This window comes from Bradyrhizobium glycinis (assembly GCF_016031655.1).
Classification (GTDB): Bacteria; Pseudomonadota; Alphaproteobacteria; order Rhizobiales; family Xanthobacteraceae; genus Bradyrhizobium; species Bradyrhizobium glycinis.
This window is the reverse complement of the sequence record NZ_JACCHQ010000005.1, coordinates 275,509-295,021: the sequence shown is the minus strand read 5'-3', so window position 1 is coordinate 295,021 and position 19,513 is coordinate 275,509. Positions and strand designations below refer to the sequence as shown.

16 protein-coding genes and 1 other RNA gene are annotated in these 19,513 nt (G+C 65.7%); 4 read left to right on the top strand and 13 right to left on the bottom strand.

The features are described from left to right. The 6 genes from HZZ16_RS11545 to rsmH form a co-directional block, all read right to left on the bottom strand. Positions 1-585 (bottom strand): MraY family glycosyltransferase (locus HZZ16_RS11545; protein ID WP_512699521.1); only part of this gene is annotated, 585 nt, incomplete at its 3' end. A 138-nt stretch (positions 586-723) separates the two neighbouring features. Beyond that, positions 724-2,106: a UDP-N-acetylmuramoyl-tripeptide--D-alanyl-D-alanine ligase gene (locus HZZ16_RS11540; RefSeq protein WP_197948571.1), complete on the bottom strand. Its 1,383-nt coding sequence runs from the start codon at positions 2,104-2,106 to the stop codon at positions 724-726. Further along, entirely contained in the window at positions 2,103-3,575 is a 1,473-nt protein-coding gene (locus HZZ16_RS11535) for a UDP-N-acetylmuramoyl-L-alanyl-D-glutamate--2,6-diaminopimelate ligase (RefSeq protein WP_197948570.1), read from the bottom strand. Before HZZ16_RS11535 ends, HZZ16_RS11540 begins: the two co-directional genes overlap by 4 nt. Positions 3,576-3,659: 84 nt before the next feature. Then, complete coding sequence (locus HZZ16_RS11530; RefSeq protein ID WP_197948569.1) at positions 3,660-5,426, bottom strand: peptidoglycan D,D-transpeptidase FtsI family protein; 1,767 nt, start codon at positions 5,424-5,426, stop codon at positions 3,660-3,662. After that, on the bottom strand, positions 5,423-5,815 hold the full coding sequence (ftsL, locus tag HZZ16_RS11525) for a cell division protein FtsL (RefSeq protein WP_197948568.1): 393 nt from the start codon (positions 5,813-5,815) through the stop codon (positions 5,423-5,425). Before ftsL ends, HZZ16_RS11530 begins: the two co-directional genes overlap by 4 nt. A gap of 3 nt (positions 5,816-5,818) precedes the next feature. Next, positions 5,819-6,808, bottom strand: a complete 990-nt coding sequence (gene rsmH / locus HZZ16_RS11520; protein ID WP_197948567.1) for a 16S rRNA (cytosine(1402)-N(4))-methyltransferase RsmH — start codon at positions 6,806-6,808, stop codon at positions 5,819-5,821. 440 nt (positions 6,809-7,248) lie between these two features. On the opposite strand from rsmH, the gene HZZ16_RS11515 reads away from it, so the two are divergent. Continuing rightward, positions 7,249-8,109 carry an N-acetylmuramoyl-L-alanine amidase gene (locus HZZ16_RS11515; protein ID WP_197948566.1) on the top strand — a complete coding sequence of 287 codons (861 nt, stop codon included), beginning with the start codon at positions 7,249-7,251 and terminating at the stop codon, positions 8,107-8,109. Between the two features lie 108 nt (positions 8,110-8,217). Here HZZ16_RS11515 and HZZ16_RS11510 read toward each other — a convergent pair whose 3' ends face one another. Beyond that, positions 8,218-9,447: an RNA polymerase sigma factor gene (locus HZZ16_RS11510; RefSeq protein ID WP_197948565.1), complete on the bottom strand. Its 1,230-nt coding sequence runs from the start codon at positions 9,445-9,447 to the stop codon at positions 8,218-8,220. 13 nt (positions 9,448-9,460) lie between these two features. Then, a complete protein-coding gene (locus HZZ16_RS11505; protein WP_197948564.1) occupies positions 9,461-9,814 on the bottom strand; it encodes a YciI family protein in 354 nt (117 codons plus the stop codon). Between the two features lie 149 nt (positions 9,815-9,963). On the opposite strand from HZZ16_RS11505, the gene rnpB reads away from it, so the two are divergent. Continuing rightward, an RNA gene (gene rnpB, locus HZZ16_RS11500) (RNase P RNA component class A) lies at positions 9,964-10,394 on the top strand. A 240-nt stretch (positions 10,395-10,634) separates the two neighbouring features. Here rnpB and HZZ16_RS11495 read toward each other — a convergent pair. Both HZZ16_RS11495 and HZZ16_RS11490 read right to left on the bottom strand, forming a co-directional pair. Continuing rightward, positions 10,635-11,348 carry an alpha/beta fold hydrolase gene (locus HZZ16_RS11495; RefSeq protein ID WP_197948563.1) on the bottom strand — a complete coding sequence of 238 codons (714 nt, stop codon included), beginning with the start codon at positions 11,346-11,348 and terminating at the stop codon, positions 10,635-10,637. A gap of 67 nt (positions 11,349-11,415) precedes the next feature. After that, the gene (locus tag HZZ16_RS11490) at positions 11,416-11,886 is read right to left on the bottom strand and encodes a DUF983 domain-containing protein (RefSeq protein ID WP_197948562.1); all 471 of its coding nucleotides are present in this window, start codon (positions 11,884-11,886) and stop codon (positions 11,416-11,418) included. 48 nt (positions 11,887-11,934) lie between these two features. Between HZZ16_RS11490 and HZZ16_RS11485 the strand changes: the two genes are divergently transcribed. Both HZZ16_RS11485 and HZZ16_RS11480 read left to right on the top strand, forming a co-directional pair. After that, entirely contained in the window at positions 11,935-13,305 is a 1,371-nt protein-coding gene (locus tag HZZ16_RS11485; RefSeq protein WP_197948561.1) for an aminotransferase-like domain-containing protein, read from the top strand. Positions 13,306-13,442: 137 nt separating this feature from the next. Then, positions 13,443-14,186, top strand: a complete 744-nt coding sequence (locus HZZ16_RS11480; protein WP_197948560.1) for a sulfite exporter TauE/SafE family protein — start codon at positions 13,443-13,445, stop codon at positions 14,184-14,186. A gap of 50 nt (positions 14,187-14,236) precedes the next feature. On the opposite strand, the gene HZZ16_RS11475 is transcribed toward HZZ16_RS11480, so the two are convergent. The 3 genes from HZZ16_RS11475 to HZZ16_RS11465 all read right to left on the bottom strand — a co-directional run bounded on the left by HZZ16_RS11475 (position 14,237) and on the right by HZZ16_RS11465 (position 19,423). Further along, positions 14,237-15,637, bottom strand: a complete 1,401-nt coding sequence (locus tag HZZ16_RS11475; RefSeq protein WP_197948559.1) for an MATE family efflux transporter — start codon at positions 15,635-15,637, stop codon at positions 14,237-14,239. Positions 15,638-15,689: 52 nt separating this feature from the next. Next, positions 15,690-17,489 (bottom strand): ABC transporter ATP-binding protein, encoded by a 1,800-nt coding sequence (locus HZZ16_RS11470; RefSeq protein ID WP_197948558.1) that lies wholly within the window; start codon positions 17,487-17,489, stop codon positions 15,690-15,692. A 347-nt stretch (positions 17,490-17,836) separates the two neighbouring features. Beyond that, positions 17,837-19,423, bottom strand: a complete 1,587-nt coding sequence (locus tag HZZ16_RS11465) for a DHA2 family efflux MFS transporter permease subunit (RefSeq protein ID WP_197948557.1) — start codon at positions 19,421-19,423, stop codon at positions 17,837-17,839. Between the last annotated feature and the right edge of the window lie 90 nt (positions 19,424-19,513).

Here is a 19,513-nt window from a genome sequence, read left to right as displayed (position 1 = left end):
GCCGGCACCGACGATGACGAAGGCGCCGAAGACGACGAAGAACCAGCCGAAATGCAGCACGGTATCCTTCAGGAAGGGAATCGTCAGCGCGGTCGAGGCGGGATCGCGGTTGAGCCGCACCAGCGCGTAGCAGGCGACCAGCGCGATGACGGCTTCGATCAGCAGGCGAAGCTTGCTGCCGAACCCGGTCGTGGTCTGCTTGGTCACCTTGAGGTAATCGTCATAGAAGCCGACGAAGCCGAAGCCGAGCGTCACCGCCAGCACGATCCAGACATAGGGGTTGAGCGGATTGGCCCACAGCACCGTGCCGACCGTGAGCCCGGACAGGATCATCAGCCCGCCCATGGTGGGCGTGCCCTTCTTGGCGAGATGCGATTGCGGACCATCGGTGCGGATCGGCTGGCCCTTGCCCTGACGGATGCGCAAGTGATCGATGATCCAGGGGCCGAACAGGAACACGAACAGCGCGCCGGTCACGATGGCGCCGCCGGTGCGGAAGGTGATGTAGCGGAAGACGTTCAGGACCGTGCGAAAGGCACCGAAGCCCGGAAATGTGTTGGAAAGCTCGATCAGCCAGTAAAACATTCAGACGGTCCTATGGCGCCTTTGCACGTCAGGTGCCTCACGCGCATTCGCTGGTCTTCGTCATGGGCCGCGCGTTTCGGAAAACGGACGGCTTCCTGCCGCAAGGGGCGAGATTCGGGAACGGCGCCTTCAAGCAGTTTACGCCTTTGCCTGCAAGGCGGCCACCAGCCCCGGCACAAACTTGTTGACCCAGAACATCTTCTTGCTGCCCTTGACAACCACGACGTCGCCTGCCTTCAGCAGATTTGCGACCTCGCCCGGCTCTAGCGTGGCGGGATCGTCGTGCCAGCCGAGCCCCTTGCCTGAGGGCAGGACATCATAGAGGTGGCGCATCAGGGGACCGACGCAATAGACGCCGTCGATGCCGTCGAGATGACTGGCGAGGCCGGTGTGATAGCTCGGCGCATCCTCGCCGAGCTCGAGCATGTCGCCGAGAATCGCGATGCGGCGGCCGCCGCTCATGTTGCGCGCCTGCAGGCTTTGCAGCGCCGCGGCCACGCTGGCCGGATTGCCGTTGAAGCTGTCGTCGATCACGGTGATGTCGCCGACCGCCTGCTCGACGCCGCGGCCGGTCATGATGCCGACGCGGTCGAGCTTGACCGCGAGCGTCGCGACGTCGAGATGCGCGGCGTGAACGGCGGCGAGCGCGGCCAGCGCATTGTGCACCCGGTGCGGCGCGCCAGGGGTGAGGCTGAAGGCGATCTCCTTCCTGCCGATCGCGGCCACGACTTGCCAGCTCTCGCCGTGCGGCTTGTGCGCGACCTCGTGCACCTCGGCATGCTCGCCGCCGAAGCGCACCACCTTGCCTTTCCACTCGGAAGCCTTGATTCCGGCGGGCAGCACCAGCACGCCGTTCTCGGGCAGTCCGAGCGCGATCGACACCTTCTCGCGCCGGATGGCTTCGAGGGAGCCGAGCTTTTCCAGATGCACCGGCTGAACGTTGACGACGAGCGCGACGGTCGGCTGCGTGAGCTCGCTGAGCCGGGCGATCTCGCCCTTCTGGTTCATGCCCATCTCGACGACCCAGAGGCTGGCGTCCCGCCTGGCATTGCACAGCGTCAGCGGCACGCCCCAGAAATTGTTGAAGCTCGAGGGACTGGCATAGGCGTTCGGATAGGCGGCGAGAAATTCCTTGGTGCTGGTCTTGCCGGCGCTGCCGGTCAGCCCGATCACGGGGCCATTGAAGCGCGCGCGTGCAGCGCGCGCGAGGCCCCAGAGGCCGTCGATCAGCGTGTCCTTGACGACGATCTGGGGAATGCGGATGCCCGCGATCTCGTGCGGCACGATCATCGCGACGGCGCCCGCGGCTTCCGCCTTGTCGGCGAACTCCCAGCCGTCGCGCGCGCTGGCGAAAGCCGAGACGAAGCCGCCGCTCGGGGTGCCGCTCAGCGCAACGAACAGGCCGCCCGGCTTCACCAGCCGACTGTCCTGGGTGACGAAATCGATCGGCGTATTCGGGAACGATCCGGCCACGCCCAGCGCGCGGGCGACCTCGGCAACCGTCCATATTGGCCCGCTCATGCAACCCTCGTCGCTAATGCGGCGGCAACCGCCTCGTGATCACTGAAAGGCAGCACCTCGCCGCCGACGATCTGCCCGGTCTCGTGGCCCTTGCCGGCAATCAGCAGCGCATCGCCCTCCTGCAAGTCCTCGATCGCGGCGCGGATCGCCTCGGCGCGGTCGCCGATCTCGCGCGCGCCCTTTGCGGCGGCGAGGATCGCGGCGCGGATCGCTTCGGGCTTCTCGCTGCGCGGATTGTCGTCGGTGACGATCACGGCGTCGGCGTTCTCCGCCGCGATCTCGCCCATGATCGGACGCTTGCCGGCATCGCGGTCGCCGCCGGCGCCGAACACGACGACCAGCCTGCGCTTCGCATACGGCCGCAGCGCCTGCAGCGCCTTCGCGAGCGCATCGGGCTTGTGCGCGTAGTCGACGAAGATCGGCGCGCCGTTGCGCTCGCCGACGCGTTCGAGCCGGCCCTTGGCGCCTTCGAGATGTTCGAGGCTCGCAAACACGTTTTCAGCATCGCTGCCCGTGCCGATGGCAAGGCCGGCCGATACCAGCGCGTTCTCGATCTGGAATTCGCCGACCAGCGGCAGCCGGATCGCGTAAGCCCTGCCGCGATGTTGGACCGTGAGTTTTTGCGAGAAGCCTTCGACCAATGCCGCGGTGAGGCGGATGCCCTCGCCTGCCCCATCGCCGTTGCGACCCACCGCCATGACGCGCAGGCCGCGCGATCTCGCCGCATCGATCGCCTCCGCCGAGCAATCATGATCGGCCGAGATCACCGCGGCGCCATTAGGCGGCACCAGCTCGCGGAACAGGCGGAGCTTGGCCGCGAGATAATGCGCAACGGTCGGATGGTAATCCATGTGGTCGCGCGAGAGATTGGTGAAGCCGCCGGCCGAGATGCGCACGCCGTCGAGGCGATATTGGTCGAGCCCGTGCGAGGACGCCTCGAAGGCGAGATGCGTGACGTCCTCGCGCGCGATCTCGTCTAACTGCCGGTGCAGCGCGATCGGATCCGGCGTGGTCAGCGAGCCGTAGACGGTGCGCTTTTGCGACACCAGACCGATGGTGCCGATGCTGGCGGAGGCATGCCCGAGCCGCTCCCAGATCTGGCGCGTGAACGCGGCGACCGAGGTCTTGCCGCTGGTTCCGGTCACCGCGGCGATCGTCGCAGGCTGCGCCGGGAAAAATCTGGCCGCAGCCAGTGCCAACGCGCGGCGTGGATTGGCGACAGCGATGAACGGCACCTTGCAGGCGTCCGGTGCATGGTCGCCGACGACGGCCACCGCGCCCGCCGCAATCGCAGCATCGATGAAGCGGGCGCCGTCGGTCTTGCTGCCTGCGAGCGCGAAGAAGAGATTACCCGGCTGGACCACGCGGCTGTCGAGCGCAACGCCGCTCACCTCGAGCGCCGCCGCAGCGGGCTCGATTGCGGCATCATTGCCCGTAACGTCCTGACCCAAGAGGTCGCGCAGCTTCATGGTGTTCCAGTCGACATGCCCTGCCGGAAAGCCGAATCCTAAGGAAAATCCCGACTCAGCAGCGGCAATGGCCCACCCGGTTGATTACTGGGTTGTCCTGGATGCTGCAAGAATAAGGCGCTCCGCAGGCGGCAGCTCGAATCGTGGCTCGACCCCCAGAAGCGGGGCAATCCGCTCGATCACCTTGCCGCCGGTCGGCACCGCGTTCCAGCCCGAGGTGATGAAACCATGCGTTTCGGGCAGTGCCTGCGGCTCGTCCAGCATGATCAGGACGTGATATTTGGGATCATCGCAGGGCAGGATGGCGGTGAAGGAGTTGAGCACGCGCTTCTTGGCGTAGCGGCCGTTGATAACCTTCTCGGACGTGCCGGTCTTGCCGCCGACGTAGTAGCCCTTGACGTCCGCCTTTCTCGCCGAGCCGACTTCGGCATTGAGCCGCATCAGGAACCGCATTTTGTCGCTGGTCTCCGGCTTAATGACGCGCTTGGCCATCGCCTGGGCTTCGGATTCGCTGCGCTTCAGGAATGTCGGCGGAATCAGATAGCCGCCGTTCACCAGCGCGTTGATGCCCATCACCGCCTGCAGCGGTGCCACCGACAGGCCTTGGCCGAACGCGGCGGTGACCGTGTTCAGCTCGCTCCAGCGCCGCGGCAGCAGCGGCGCCGCGCTCTCCGGCAATTCGGTGCGCAGCCGCGTCATCTGGCCCATCTTTGCGAGAAACGCCTTGTGCGCCTCGACGCCCTGGTTGAGCGCGATCCGTGCCGCACCGATGTTGGAGGAGTAGGTGAACACTTCCTTGGTGTTGATGAAGCGCCCGAGCGGATGGCTGTCGTGGATCGTGAACTTGCCGTAATGCAGGTTTCCGCGCGCGTCCCACATCGAGTTCAGATTGATCTTGCCGGAATCGAGCCCCATCGCCAGCGTGAACGCCTTGAAGGTCGAGCCCATCTCGTAGACGCCGGTGGTGAGGCGGTTGATGCGGTCGGGGTCGTGCGCTTCCTTCGGATTGTTGGGATCGAAATCCGGCAGCGAGACCATCGCCACGATCTCGCCGGTCTTGACGTTGGAGACGATGCCGGAGGCGGCCTTGGCGTGGAACTTGTCCTTGGCCTTCAACAGCTCGTCGCGCAGCGCATGCTCGACCCGCAGATCGACCGCGAGCTCGATCGGCTTCTGCAACCGGTCAGTGGCAAAGCCGGCGCGGTGGAGGTCGGCGAGCCCCTGATTGTCGAGCCACTTCTCGAGGCCGGCGATACCTTGGTTGTCGATATTGACGAGACCAATGAGGTGGGCGACCTCGTTGCCGGTCGGATAGACGCGCTTGTTCTCGCGCAGGAAGCCGATGCCGGGAATGCCGAGCTTGTGGACGGCCTGCTGCTGCGCCGCGGTGACCTCGCGCTTCAGCCAGACGAAGCCCTTGCGCGTCTTCAAGCGCTCGCGCACCTCGGCCTCATCGAGGTCGGGAATGGTCGCGGTCAGGAGCTCGATCGCCTCGTCCTTGTCGATGATGCGGCGCGGCTCACCGAACAGGCTCGCCGCCTTGACGTCGGTCGCAAGGATGGCGCCGTTGCGATCGACGATGTCGGGCCGCGCGGTCGCAACCACCTCCTGCGCGGCGGCGCGGCGCGCGCTGTGGGCGTCGGCGCCGATCGCGAACATCACGAGCCGCCCACCGATCAGGGCATAGACCGAAGCGAAGGCGAGCATCGCGAGGCCCACGCGCGCGCGCGCCTTCGCAGCGCGATCGACGTTGCGCCCGTAGAGCATGCTTCGGATCAGCCGCTGCCGCCAAGGTTCAACTGACCGCTCGGCCGACTTTTCGGTGGGTTTTGCAGGCGTTGCCGGGCTCATTGCTTGTCCTCGGGCTGAGGCACGGAGCCCGTCACCGTATCAGGGTCGCTGGCGGCTTCGATGGTCTTGAGCATGGCGCCGATCGGATCGGGCTCGCCCGGCCTGAACATCCGCGGCGGACGCTCCGGCAGGCTCTTCAGCGAGTCATATTGCGTGCCATTGACCGGCTTGAGGTGCAGATGCCGGTCGGACAGGCCTTGCAGCCGCTGCGGCGCATCGAGCTTGGCCCATTCGGCCCGCAGCGCCGCGATCGCATCGCGCTGCTCGCGAATCTCCGCACGCAGCCGCAGTACCTTCTCGGTACGCGCCGTGGAGTCCATCTTGATCCGGTAGACATGGGCGGCTGCGAAGATCAGCGCACCGATGACGAGGAGGTGGATTATGCGCATGCGCTAGCCGCCCCTCATCACGTCGGCGAGCTTCGGCCAGAACGATGCCTCATCGGTCTCATGCGCCGGCGCCGCGGTGCGCTCGGCGGCGCGCAGCTTTGCCGAGCGCGCGCGCGGATTTTGCGCAACTTCGTCCTCGCCGGCCACGACCGGCCGCCGCGTCAGCAGCTGGAAACTCGGCGCAATTTGCGCGACTTCCGGCAGGTGCCGCGAGCCGCCGCCGGTCTTGGAGCGCTCGGCGAGGAAATTCTTGACGATGCGATCTTCCAGCGAATGGAACGAGACGACGACGAGGCGGCCGCCGGGCTTGAGTACACGCTCGGCCGCAGCGAGCGCCGTCCGGAGTTCCTCGAGCTCTTCGTTGACGAAGATGCGCAGCGCCTGGAACGTCCGTGTCGCAGGGTGAATGTCCCCCGGTTTCGATCGCACCACCCTGCCGACGAGATCGGCGAGCGCGCGCGTGGTGGTGAATGGAGTTTCCTGCCGGTCCGCCACGATGGCGCGGGCGATGCGGCGCGAATGCCGCTCCTCGCCGAAGAGATAGATGATGTCGGCGAGATCGCCTTCCGAGGCGCGCGCGACGACGTCGGCCGCGGTCGGACCTGTCTGTCCCATCCGCATGTCGAGCGGACCGTCGAGGCGGAAGGAGAAGCCGCGCCCGGCCTGGTCGAGCTGCATCGAGGACACGCCGACATCCATCACGACGCCGTCAACGCCATCGAAGCCCTGCACCGCGCAGACTTCGGCGAGATTGGAGAAGCGGTCCTCGACCAGCGTCAGCCGGCCCGCGGCGCGTTCGACCAGCTCGGCACCTCCGGCAATCGCGGTGCGGTCGCGATCGATGGCAATCAGTCGGGTTCCCGGCACGTCCAGGATCGCGCGGCTATAGCCGCCGGCCCCAAAGGTGGCATCGACGTAGACGCCGCCCTCACGCGGGGCGAGATGCGCGATCGCCTCACGGCCAAGAACGGGGATATGCGGAACCGAGCTCATGCGCCACGCCTGCCGACCGCCCCGCCTGAGCCCCAAGCGAGATCGGGGCCGAAGAAGCCCATAACGCCTCGAATCATTGCGCGTCGCGGCGGTTCCACGACAAAGCCCTCGTCCAGCATGGTTACCGAGCCCGGCCGTCCCGGGCCACAAACCCAGTGTTCCCAGTGGAATTTGTCGGGCAGCCATGGGATTTCGAGCCAAAATACGCTTTGGCCGCCTCCGGACGCGGGTCGGCTCTTCATCCCTCAGTAACGGCCCTTAGCGTTAAGAAAGCGTTGCTCGGTTCGTGACAAGTGGAAAAGGTGACGATGGGGTGATGCGTCATCCACACACATCGCCAAAATGAATCCGTTAACCGCGCCGCGCGATTGCGCGCGATGGAGGGTAAAGGAATAGTAAAGAGAAGGGCTTGCCCCACTCTCCGTCGATTTGAGCTGCTCATGCCCTCGGGTTCGTCCACGCCTGGATCTGATTCGAAGCGTCACCGCGTTCTCCCGGTTCCCAAGACCGTGGCGGGCCTGCGGACGTTCGAGCCCGATTCCTCGATCGTCTCGGACATCATCCCCTCGCCGAACTATGGCGAGCGCAACAAGGGGCGGCAGCCGGACATGATCGTGCTGCACTACACTGGCATGCCCGATGTCGAGGGCGCGCTAGCGCGCCTCTGCACGGCCGGCACCGAAGTGTCGGCGCATTATGTCGTGCTGGAGGATGGCCGCATCGTGCAATGCGTGGCTGAGTCGAAGCGCGCCTGGCACGCGGGCGTCTCCTCCTGGGCCGGCGAGGACGACATCAACTCCTGCTCGATCGGAATCGAGATCATCAATCGCGGCCACGACTGGGGCTATCCTGAGTTTCCGCTGCGCCAGATCGCGGCCGTGATCGCGCTGTGCCGCGGCATCATGCTCCGCCGCAAGGTGCCGGCGCACCGGGTGCTCGGCCATTCCGACGTCGCGCCCGCCCGCAAGAAGGATCCCGGCGAGAAATTTCCGTGGCATTCGCTGGCCAATTCCGGTGTCGGCCACTGGGTGACGCCCGCGCCGATCGTCCGCGGCGAGACCCTGATGCTCGGTACCATCAGCGATGCGGTGCTGAGCATGCAGCAGGCACTCGCAAGGTACGGCTATGGCGTTCCCCTAAACGGCAAGTACGACGCCGCGACAATGGAAGTCGTCACTGCCTTCCAGCGCCATTTCCGTCCGGCAAAGCTCGATGGAGTTGCGGATCATTCGACGCTCTCGACCTTGCAGGCGCTGCTGGCGAGCCTGCCGCCAGAGGGGACGACGGTCGCGTCGAAATAGCACTCCATCCCCCGTCATTGCGAGCGAAGCGAAGCAATCCAGACTATCTCCTTGGACACAGTCTGGATTGCTTCGTCGCTTCGCTCCTCGCAATGACGTGTGTGAGCATTACTCCATCTCTCTCATCCGCCGCGCATAGAGTCGCCGCAGCGGTTCCAGCTGCGTCGCCTCGGTCGCCGCACGATACGCCTCGCGCGCTTCGGCCTTGCGGCCGAGCCGTCGCAACAGATCTGCGCGCACGGCGGGCAACAGCTCATAGCCGCGAAGCCCGCCGCGCGCGGCGATGGCATCGACGAGATCGAGTGCTCGTGCCGGCCCGTCGACCATCGACAGCGCGGCGGCATGGTTGAGCTCGATCACGGGTGACGGATTGATGCGCAGAAGCACTTCGTACAACCCTGCGATCTGCGGCCAATCGGTCGCCTCGAAGCTCGTCGCACGCGCATGCAGCGCTGCGATCGCCGCTTGCACGGCATAGGGCTGCGGCCGGCCCGGCACGCGCAGCGCGTCCTCCACCAGACGTAGGCCCTCCTCGATCTGCGCGCGGTCCCACAACGCGCGGTCCTGCTCTTCGAGCAGGACGATGTCGCCGGCCGGCGTCTGTCGCCCGCCGCGGCGCGCGTCGTGTAGCAGCATCAGAGCCAGCAGACCTGTGATGCCGGCGCGATCGGGCATCAGCCTGTTCAGCAGGCGGCCGAGCCGGATCGCCTCGGTCGCCAGGTCGGGCCGCATCAGGTCCGCGCCCTCGGTCGCGACATAGCCTTCGGTGAAGACGAGATAGATCACGGCGAGCACGCCATCGAGCCGAGGCGCTAGCGCCTCACGCTCCGGCACCTCATAGGGGATGCCGGCAAGCCTGATCTTCTGCTTGGCGCGGACGAGCCGCTGCGCCACCGCCTCTTCACTGATGAGGAAGGCGCGTGCCACCTGCGCCATCGACAGCCCGCAGACGGTACGCAGCGTCAGCGCGACCTGCACCTCGGGCGCGAACGCAGGGTGGCAGCAGGTGAAGATCAGCCGCAGCATGTCGTCGTCAAGCGTTGCGATCGGCTCGCCGGGGCCAAGCGCATTGAGCTCGAGCTCATGCACGAGCGCGTGCTGCTTGCCGCGGAAGACAGCCTGTCGGCGGATGCGATCGATCGCCTTGTGCTTGGCGACGTTGACGAGCCAGGCGCGCGGATTGTCGGGGACCTCACACGCCCAGCGTTCCAGCGCGACCGCAAACGCATCCTGAAGCGCGTCCTCGGCAAGATCGAAATCGCCGACGAGACGGATCAGCGTGGCCAGCGCCCGCCCCGCCTCGTCGCGGAAGATTTTGTCGATCTCGCCAGGGGTCATGACGGCTTCGCCGTCACTTGTCGTAGACCCAGATCGGCCGCACCTCGATCGAGCCGATGCGTGCGCTGGGAATCCGCGCTGCAATCTCGATGGCCGCATTGAGGTCCTTGGCCTCGATCAGGTAATAGCCGCCGAGCTGCTCGCGCGTTTCCGCGAACGGACCATCGGTCGTCAGCGTCTTGCCCTCGCGCACACGCACGGTCGTTGCGGTCGTGGTCGGCTGCAGGCGGTCGCCGGCCTTGAAATTGCCGCTCTGGATGATGGACTGCGTGAAGGTCTGGTATTCGGCCAGCATCTTCTGGCTGGTCGCCTCATCATTCTTCGCGTACTCGACCTCATTCTGGTAGATCATCAGCAGGTATTGCATCGCTTCACTCCTGTTGTTCGGCTGGATCGCCGACATCCAGTCGAACGGGCCACGCGCCGAACGACATCTTCAGGATAAATTATTTCTGGCCGAGCGTGCCTCGCGATATCGGCTTGACGAAACCGTCACAAATGCCCATGCCTAAGCCGTCAGTCGGCTGGACGGCCGCTCCGGCAGGTGCCGAAAGGCCGCCGGGGAGGAAAGTCCGGGCTCCCTTGACATGCGGTGCCGGATAACGTCCGGCGGGGGTGACCCCAGGGAAAGTGCCACAGAGAACGAACCGCCCGCCTTCGCCCTTCGGGGCTTCGGCGAGGTAAGGGTGAAAAGGTGCGGTAAGAGCGCACCGCGGTTCCGGCAACGGAGCCGGCATGGCAAACCCCACCGGGAGCAAAACCGAATAGGGACGGCAAATGCGGGCTGTTCGCGAAAGCGATAACGCCGCGGGGCGATGTCAGGCCCGCCGTCCGGGTAGGTTGCTCGAGGCCCTGTGCAAACATGGTCCCAGAGGAATGGCCGTCACGTATCGTTCGCGCAAGCGGACGGTGCCCTACAGAACCCGGCTTACAGGCCGGCTGATGTTCTAAAGCGTTTTCGAGCGAAGTGGGTTTCCGGTTCGCGTGAAGAAAACGCGTCTTGCCAAGGGAGCAACGAGGGGTTCGGCGTTGATGCGCTGAGCCCCTCACCATTTTGACCGAGCCGTAACAATTGAATGGTGTCATTCCGGGGCTCGCGAAGCGAGAGCCCGGAATCCATCGCGCCGCAGAGTCAGTGGAGAAATGGATTCCGGGCTCGCGACTTCGTCGCGCCCCGGAATGACGAACTAGGCGACAATCTTCTCCAACACTGCCATCAACGCCTCCGGCGCCGTCACATTCGGCGCGTGGCTGGCGTCGAGCTCGACATAGCGCCAGCCCTTCTCGCTCTTCGTGCGCTGCGCAAACTGGCCGAATACATCGCCGGGCGGAAGGCGCGTGCAATAGATATAGCTGCGCGGCATCGCCGGCTCGCCGTGTTCGAGCCTCAAGCGCGTCTCGAAGCACTTGATCGGCATCGGGACGCGGCGCGCATTGAGCCAGTCGAGATCGGCCTGCGCGGTGTCCGGCGGCGGCGGGTTCGGCGGGATGCGATAGCCGTCACCCGAGCTGACTGCCTTGCGCATCGGCTCGCGCCCGCCCTCGTTGAGATCGAACAGCGACTGGCCGTCACGCGGCACGAAGGCGTCGAGATAGATCAATTGCGTCACGCGCTCGCGCGCGCGGTCGGCGACCCCGGTCGCGACCATGCCGCCATAGCTGTGGCCGAGCAGGATGATGTCGCTGAGATCCTCGAAAGCTATGACGTTGAGGATGTCCTGGATATGCGTGCCGAGATCGACCGACGGATTGGCTAGATGCGCGCGCTCGCCGAGCCCGGTGTAGGTCGGCGCCACCAGACGGTGGCCGGCCTGCGCCATCAGCGGATGCATCTTCTTCCAGGCCCATCCGCCGGACCATGCGCCATGACAGAGCAGGAAGGTCTTCGCGCGTGCGGCCATCGGCGTTTCCATCGTTCTTGTTTCTACGATGGAGTGTAGCGGACAGCCGCGCGATGTAAACGCCGCCTCAGGCGGCGCGTGTGTCCGCCTTCGCCAGTACCGGCGCAAGCTCGCCGGCGTCGCGCCGCAGCTTGCTCGCCTCGAAACCATGCATGCCGAGCTGCCATTGCAGGCCGACGATGGCGCCCTTGGTCGGTTGCAGCAGCGCGAGCGAGGCGAACAGCGTCACCGGCAGCCATACCGCGAGTTGCAGCCATTCCGGCGGCGCGTAGGCGGTCTCGACCGCGAGGATCGCCGGCACCACGAGATGGCCGACCACCACCATCACGAGATAGGCAGGAAAGTCGTCGGCGCGCTGGTGGAACAGCTCCTCGCCGCAACGGTCGCAAGACTGCGTAACTTTCAGGAAACGGCCGAACATGTGCCCTTCCCCGCAATTCGGACATTTGCCGCTGAAACCGCGCCACATTGCCTTGGCCAGAGAGACCGTCGCCAGAGAGACAGACATGACCACACCTCTTCCTTTTCGATGATCCATACAATAATATCTTGCATCCATACATTCAAAGGTTATGGGCCTAATTGCATGGAATGGATCCCTACAATCTCGGAGCTTTCCGGCCCGCGCTACCAGCGCATCGTCGAAGCCATGGAGGCCGACATCGCCGCCGGCAGGCTGGTGCGCGGTCAACAGCTGCCGACGCAGCGCGCGCTGGCAAAGGCACTCGGCATCGACCTCACCACGGTGACGCGCGCCTACACCGAGGCGCGGCGCCGCGGCATCATGGAAGCCCGTGTCGGACAGGGCTCGTTCGTGTCGGAGACCAGCGCGCGGCGCGCGGTCGACCTGCCGCACCCGGTCGCGATCGACCTGTCGATGAACGTGCCGCCGCACCCGCTGGAGGCGCAGCTCGACAAGCGCATCATCGCCGGGCTGGAAGCCCTGCGCGCGCAATCGGGCCTGACGGCGTATCTCAACTACCAGCCGCCCGGCGGCAGCGCGCATGAGCGCGAGGTCGCGGCGCGCTGGATGCGCGCCCGCGTTCCGCATGCGCAGGCCGACAGGCTGGTGATCTTTCCCGGCGCGCAGACGATCCTCTTCAACCTTCTCGCCCACCTTGCGCGGCCCGGCGAAACCGTGCTGACCGAAGCGCTCACCTTCCCCGGCATCAAGGCCGCCGCGGCACTGCTCGGCGTCAAGCTCGTCGGTGTCCCCATGGATGAGGACGGCATCCTGCCGGATGCGCTGGCAAAGGCGTGCCGCGTGCACAAGCCGAAGGCCGTCTATCTCATTCCGACGCTGCACAACCCGACCACGGCGACGCTTTCCGCCGAGCGGCGCGGCGCCGTCGCGAAGATCATCCGCGATGCCGGCACCATCCTGATCGAGGACGATGCCTACGGGCTGCTCGACCGCTCGGCGTCGCCGATCGCGAACCTCATTCCGGAGCGGACTTATCTTGCAACGACATTGTCAAAATGCATCGCGCCGGCGCTGCGCGTTGCCTATCTGGTGACGCCCGACAGCGGCGCGCAGCGGCACATGCGCACCTCCCTGCAGGCGACCGTGCAGATGCCGGCGCCGCTGATGGTCGCGCTGGTGACGCATTGGATCGAAAACGGCGTTGCCGACCGCATCATCAACGCCATCCGCAACGAAGCGGTCGGCCGCCAGCATCTCGCGCAACGTGCGCTGAAAGGATTTCAGTTCCTCGCCAAGCCAGCCGCTCATCATCTGTGGCTGCGACTGCCGGAGGAGCGGCCCGATCTCGCCGCGCATCTCCTGCGGAATGGGCTTGCTGTCGTCGCCGGGGATGCCTTCACCGTCGACGCGGCACCGCCGCATGCGGCACGCGTCTCGCTCGGCGCCGCCCGGAACAGATCGGAATTGACGGAAGCGTTGCGCATCCTCGTCGGCGCGCTGCAGAAGCCTGCCGATACAAGGCAGATCGTCTAGGTCATTGACGATGGCGGCGACGGAGCGTCCGCAGATCACGCTTGCATGCGGCATGGATTGACCTCAATGCCGGCAGGCATGTTATGCGAGCCGTGCGATCAACCGTGGGGTCGCTCCCTTGCGACAAGGACAATCCGTTGGAAACGCTCACTTACGTCCTGCTGCTGCTCGGCGCGCTCGCCGGCGGCTTCGTCTCGGGACTGGCCGGTTTCGGCACGGCGCTGATGGCGCTCGGCATCTGGCTCTACGTGCTGCCGCCCTCGCTCGCGGTGCCCCTGGTGCTGATCTGCTCGGTCATCGCGCAGACCTCGACGCTGCCCTCGATGTGGAAGAATTTCGATCTCTCGCTGGTCTGGCCGTTCCTGATCGGTGGACTGATCGGCGTGCCGCTCGGGACCATGATGGTCGCCTCCGCGGACCCGGAGGTGTTCAAGCTGAGCGTCGGCGTGCTGATCCTGATTTTCTCCACGGCGCTCTATCTGAACAAGCGGCCGCTCGCCTTCAAGTTCGGCGGCCGGATCGCCGACGGCGCGATCGGTTTTGCCGGCGGCATTCTGGGCGGACTTGCCGGGCTGTCCGGCCCGCTGCCGATCCTGTGGGCCAACGTCCGCGGCTGGAGCAAGCACGAGCGGCGCGGCATCTTCCAGCTCTTTAACTTCACGGTGCTCGCCACCGCGCTGGTGTTGCAGACGGCGTCGGGCCTCGTCGCCTTCAAGGTGGTCTGGCTCGCGGCCGTCGCGTTTCCGGGCACGCTGATCGGCGCATGGGCGGGCGCGCGCGTCTATCACGCGCTGAACGACAAGCATTTCGGCGACGTCGTGCTCGGCCTCTTGTTTCTGTCGGGCCTCACTCTCGTCTGGAACAGCATCGGCGCGCATTAACCCCACGGCCCCGCAAGCCGGCGGGAGCCGTGGGCGGGAGGTCACTTTCGCTACGCGGGAGCACGGACGGGACGCGCGACCGGCTCGGTTTCCACTGACGCCGCGGCCTGGTCCGGCGACGCGAAGCGCTTGCCGAACTCGCGGCGCAGCAGCCACAGACTCAAGCCGGCCTGCAGCGTCGTCGCCGCGATCGAGAGATACCAGACGTGCTCGATGCGGAAGCCGGACCGCGTCGACAGCCAGAGCACCGGCAGCGAATAGGTGAACACGCGCGTCACCGAGCTCACCAGCACAGGCTTGGTGTTGCCGAGGCCCTGGAACATGCTGGAGCAGGTGAAGATGAGGCCCTGCGCCACCATATTCAGCGAGATGATCCGCAGGAACAGGAAGGCGACCTCCATCGTCTCCCGGTCGTTGGAAAATCCGGCCAGCAGCAGCTCCGGCTTGAGTTGCGCGAGGATCATGAAGCCGACCGCCACGACGGTGGTCAGCAGCGCCGTCTTGACGAAGGTTTCCCGCACCCGCGCTCCATTGGCGGCGCCGAAATTCTGGCCAGCGATCGGCGCGGCCGCCAGCGCAATCGCGAGCGCAGGCATGTGAATCAGGCCGAGCACACGTTGCCCGATGCCGAAGCCGGCCTGCGCCGCCGCGCCGAAGTCGCGCAGCACGTAATAGACCACCGCCATGAAGATGAACATCATCGCAAATTCGCCGCCTGCCGGCAGGCCGACATTGAGAATGCGCATCAGGTGCCGTGGCTGTGGACGCCACTGCGCCGCGTTGAAGGCGACGTAGCGCTCGACCTTGCGGAAATAGACCAGCAGCACCAGCACGCCGACGGCGACCGCGATCGAGCTCGCCAGCCCCGCGCCGGCGACGCCGAGCGCATGGCCGGTGCCCCAGCCCGAGATCAGCACCGGCGCCAGCGCGATGTTGATCGCAACCGCGAGCGCGCGCACGACCATCGCGGGGCGCACGATGCCGGTCGCACGAAGCGCCGAAGCCAGCACCTGCATGGCGAATTCCAGCGCGAGCGCCGGCATGAACCACAGCAGGTAAGTGGTCCCCGCCTCGATCGTGGCCTGGTCGGCCGCGACCGAGCGCATGTAGGGGCGCGACAGCGCCGCACCCATCACGAGGGTCAAGAGGCCGGCCAGCACCGATGCCACGACTGCCTGGTTGAAGATCAGGTTTGCATCAGCCCGGTCCTTGCGTCCCACGGCGTGTGCGATCAGCGCCACCGTGCCGACGCCGAGCACCTGCATCAAGGCGTTGACGAGGAAGCCGGCATTGCCGGCCGCGGCGACGCCGGCAACCGCGGCATCGCCGAGGCTAGATACGAAATACAGATCGACCAGCTGGCAGATCATGATCGAGATCATGCCGACCATGATCGGCGGCGCCATAGCCAGGATGTGTCTCACGATGGAGCCGTGTGTCAGGTCTTTCATGTCGTTCCATCCTCACGCGACGTGGCCGGCATTCGTCCACCGGCCACGCGCGTCATTCCGCTGCTGCGATCTGTCCGAGCTCCACCACCTGGCGCTCGAACAGGCTGCGATAGATGCCGTCCGGCTTGCGCGCGAGCGCGGCATGCGTGCCCTGCTCGACGATCTCGCCGCGATCGAACACCAGGATGCGATCGAGGCTCTTCACCGTTGACAGCCGGTGCGCGATCACGATCGAGGTGCGCCCCTGCATCAGCCGCTCCATCGCCTCCTGGATCAGCGCCTCCGATTCCGAATCGAGGCTCGAGGTCGCCTCGTCCAGGATCAGCACCGGCGCATCCGCCAGGAAGGCGCGCGCCAGCGCCACGCGCTGCCGCTCGCCGCCCGAAAGTTTGACGCCGCGCTCGCCGACCAAGGTGCCGTAGCCCTTCGGCAGGCGCAGGATGAAGTCGTGCGCATTGGCAAGCCGCGCCGCCTGCTCGATCGCTTCCAGGCTGGCGCCGGGCCGGCCATAGGCGATGTTCTCGGCGAGCGTGCGGTGAAACAGGATCGGCTCCTGCTGCACGATCGCGATCTGGCTGCGCAGCGATTGCTGCGTGGCCAGCGCGATATCCTGCCCGTCGATCAGCACCCGGCCGCCGCTGACGTCGTAGAGCCGCTGTACCAGCTTCACGAACGTGGTCTTGCCGGAGCCGGACCGGCCGACGAGCCCGACCCGCTCGCCGGCGCGGATCGTCAGCGACAGCCCGTCATAGAGCGGCGCGCGATGGCCGCCATAGTGGAACGTGACGTCGTCGAACACGATCTCGCCGCCTGCGATCGCGATCGGCCGCGCGTTGGCCGCATCGGCAATGCCGATCGGCTCGTCGTGGATCGCCACCAGCTCCTCCATGTCGTTGACCGAGCGCTGCAGGTTGTTGATGTGCATGCCGACGTCGCGCAAATAGGCGTGGATCACGTAATAGCTCGTCAGCACATACGTCACGTCGCCGGGCGAGGCGTAGCCGGAGACCCACAGCAACACGGAGCCGCCGATCACCGAGGCGCGCAAGGCCAGCAGCAGCGTGAGCTGCGCCATGGCGGTGTAGTTGTAGCGAAACCAGGTCCGCCGCACCCGCACGCCCCAGCGCTTGATGACGCGGGCGAGCCGCGCATCCTCGCGCAGCTCCGCGCCGAAGGATTTCACCACGGCGTTGCAGGTCAGCGCATCCGCCAGCGTGCCGCCGATCTTGGTGTCCCATGCGTTGGAGACGCGCGCGGCCGGCGCGATGTAGCGGGTCGAGAACAGCACCGTCATCGCGACATAGGCCAGCGCACCGAGCGCGATCACCGCGCCGAGCGAGGCCCAGTGCACGCCGAGCAGGATCATCGAGCCGATCAGAACGACGAAAGACGGCAACAGCGCGAGCAGCAGCGTGTCATTGAGCAGGTCGAGCGCCCACATGCCGCGGGTGATCTTGCGGACCGTGGAGCCGGCAAAGGAGTTCGCGTGCCAGTCGGTCGAGAAGCGCTGCACGCGCGTGAACGCCTCCTGCGCGACCTCGGACATGATCTGCAGCGTGAACGGCACGATCGCCTGCAGCCCTGCGAGCCGCAGCACCATCGAGGCCGCACCCAGCGCCACGATGGCGCCGAACGCGACCAGGGCCGCGTGCCGCGCATCGGGGTCGGACGGACCGCGGGTCAGCGCGTCGATCAGGTGTCCGGAGAAGACCGGCATGAACAAATCCGCGGCGGTTGCGCCCAAAAGGCCGCCGGCCACGACGAGGCCGCGCCCGGGCTGCTTCAGCCAGTGCTTGAACACGAAGGGAAGCACGAGGCGAATCGCCGTGGGCTTCTTGGACAGAGCGGTCATGGCATCATCCGGCCGCTTCGCGCGCCGGCTCCATCGATGGACGCAAGTCGGCCCGAAGGCCGCAACGGCGTCACGTAAGACTGATTTTGACTTGGGAAACGAAGCGACCGGGACGCTTGGCCAAGACCTTGGCCCGATCGAAGCTGGCGGGAGAGGCCTCTAGCAGGCCGCGTACATACCGAGCCAGAACGTGATCGAGGTCATCATCGAGCGCGGGCGTACGATCTGCGATTGCGACGAAATCATGCAAATCTCTCCCCGGTTCGAATGAATGAGGTGCGCTTTATAGATGTGTCGCCAGCCGATTGCAACGGGGCGCGTGCGAGATCACGCACGAGTGTTGCAATTTAGTGCGCGTCGCCGCCGGCGCCGAACGGCGACGGCGGCCGCTTCAGCAACACCACCAGGAAGCTGAGGGCGAGATAGAACAACGTCAGCATGAAGAAGGCATCGCCAAAGCTCATCACCACGGCCTGGCGATGAACGATCTGGCTGAGCTGCTTCATGGCCATCAGCGTGGAATCGCCAAGTCCCTGAAATTTCTGCATGAACATGCTCAGGGTTTCGGTCGCGGTCGCGTTGCCCCAGGTCACGCGCTCCTGCAGACGGGTGATATGCAGATCAGTGCGGTCGTTGAGCACGGTGTTGATGACGGCAAGGCCGAGCGCGCCGCCGAGATTGCGCATCAGGTTGAACACACCGCTCGCGTTCTTCACCTTGTCAGGTGCCAGCGTGCCGAGTGCGACGTTGTTGGTCGGCACCATCGCGAACATCATGCCGATGCCGCGCAGGATCTGCGGCACCAGCAGTTCATAGAAATCATAATCGCGGGTGATCCAGGTCATCTGGTACGAGCCGATCGCGAACACGACGAGGCCGAACGCGATCATGTAGCGCATGTCGAGCTTGGCCATGAGCCGGCCGACCAGGGGCGCCACCAGGAACATGGTGATGCCGGAGACGAACATGGTGTCGCCGATCATCAGCGCGCTGTAACCGCGCACTTCGGCGAGATAGCGCGGATAGATGTAGGTCAGGCCGTAGAGTCCGATGCCGATGCAGAATTGCAGCGTGCATCCCACGGCAAAATTGCGGTCGGAGAAGGTGCGCAGATTGACGATCGGCTCGGCCGCCGTGAACACGCGCCAGAAGAACGCGATGGCCGAGATCGCGCAGATCCAGGCGCAGATCGCGACCGAGGTGTCCTGCATCCATTGATATTGCGGGCCTTCCTCCAGCACATATTCCAGCGTGCCGAGGAAGCTGGCCATGAACAGCAGGCCCCACCAGTCGAAGCGGTCGAGCAGCTCGAAATGCGGCTCGTCGAAATCGACCAGCGCCAGCACGCCCAATGTAATGCCGATGCCGGGCACGACGTTGATGAAGAACAGCCAGTTCCACGACATCGCGTCGGTGATGTAGCCACCGACCGTTGGCCCGATGGTCGGGGCCAGCGTCGCGACGAGGCCGATGATGGGACCGACGATGTGGAATTTCGTGCGCGGGAAGACGGTGTAGGCCGAAGCGAACACGGTCGGGATCATGCCGGCGCCGAGGAAGCCCTGCAGCGCGCGCCAGAGGATCATCTCCTCGATCGTCGTGGCGAAGCCGCAGAGCAGGCTCGAGAAGGTGAAGCCGGCGGCCGAGATCGCGAACAACAGCCGCGTACCGAAGGCGCGCGACAGGAAACCCGACAGCGGGATCGCGATCACCTCGGCGATCAAATAGGCGGTCTGAACCCAGGAGACCTCGCTGGAGCTCGCCGACAGTCCGGCCTGGATTTCGCTCAAGGAGGCCGAGACGATCTGGATGTCCAGGATCGACATGAACATCCCGAACACCATGATGATGAACGCGAACAGCCGCTTCGGCGCAATGCGCTCCGATGCGGGATCCGCCATCATGGCAGGTGAAGCGGTGGTGGCGGTGGCCATGTGTCAGCTCTGACTGGAGCGGCGGGCTCTTACCTCTCCCGCTTGCGGGAGAGGTCGACGCGCTCGAAGAGCGCGGCGGGTGAGGGCTTT

What these genes read in the sequence shown, in the direction of transcription:
- HZZ16_RS11540 (WP_197948571.1), bottom strand. Translation starts at nt 2,106, where the DNA reads ATGAGCGGGCCAATATGGACGGTTGCCGAGGTCGCCCGCGCGCTGGGC.
- HZZ16_RS11535 (WP_197948570.1), bottom strand. Translation starts at nt 3,575, where the DNA reads ATGAAGCTGCGCGACCTCTTGGGTCAGGACGTTACGGGCAATGATGCC.
- HZZ16_RS11530 (WP_197948569.1), bottom strand. Translation starts at nt 5,426, where the DNA reads ATGAGCCCGGCAACGCCTGCAAAACCCACCGAAAAGTCGGCCGAGCGG.
- ftsL (WP_197948568.1), bottom strand. Translation starts at nt 5,815, where the DNA reads ATGCGCATAATCCACCTCCTCGTCATCGGTGCGCTGATCTTCGCAGCC.
- rsmH (WP_197948567.1), bottom strand. Translation starts at nt 6,808, where the DNA reads ATGAGCTCGGTTCCGCATATCCCCGTTCTTGGCCGTGAGGCGATCGCG.
- HZZ16_RS11515 (WP_197948566.1), top strand. Translation starts at nt 7,249, where the DNA reads ATGCCCTCGGGTTCGTCCACGCCTGGATCTGATTCGAAGCGTCACCGC.
- HZZ16_RS11510 (WP_197948565.1), bottom strand. Translation starts at nt 9,447, where the DNA reads ATGACCCCTGGCGAGATCGACAAAATCTTCCGCGACGAGGCGGGGCGG.
- HZZ16_RS11505 (WP_197948564.1), bottom strand. Translation starts at nt 9,814, where the DNA reads ATGCAATACCTGCTGATGATCTACCAGAATGAGGTCGAGTACGCGAAG.
- HZZ16_RS11495 (WP_197948563.1), bottom strand. Translation starts at nt 11,348, where the DNA reads ATGGCCGCACGCGCGAAGACCTTCCTGCTCTGTCATGGCGCATGGTCC.
- HZZ16_RS11490 (WP_197948562.1), bottom strand. Translation starts at nt 11,886, where the DNA reads ATGGATCATCGAAAAGGAAGAGGTGTGGTCATGTCTGTCTCTCTGGCG.
- HZZ16_RS11485 (WP_197948561.1), top strand. Translation starts at nt 11,935, where the DNA reads ATGGAATGGATCCCTACAATCTCGGAGCTTTCCGGCCCGCGCTACCAG.
- HZZ16_RS11475 (WP_197948559.1), bottom strand. Translation starts at nt 15,637, where the DNA reads ATGAAAGACCTGACACACGGCTCCATCGTGAGACACATCCTGGCTATG.
- HZZ16_RS11470 (WP_197948558.1), bottom strand. Translation starts at nt 17,489, where the DNA reads ATGACCGCTCTGTCCAAGAAGCCCACGGCGATTCGCCTCGTGCTTCCC.
- HZZ16_RS11465 (WP_197948557.1), bottom strand. Translation starts at nt 19,423, where the DNA reads ATGGCCACCGCCACCACCGCTTCACCTGCCATGATGGCGGATCCCGCA.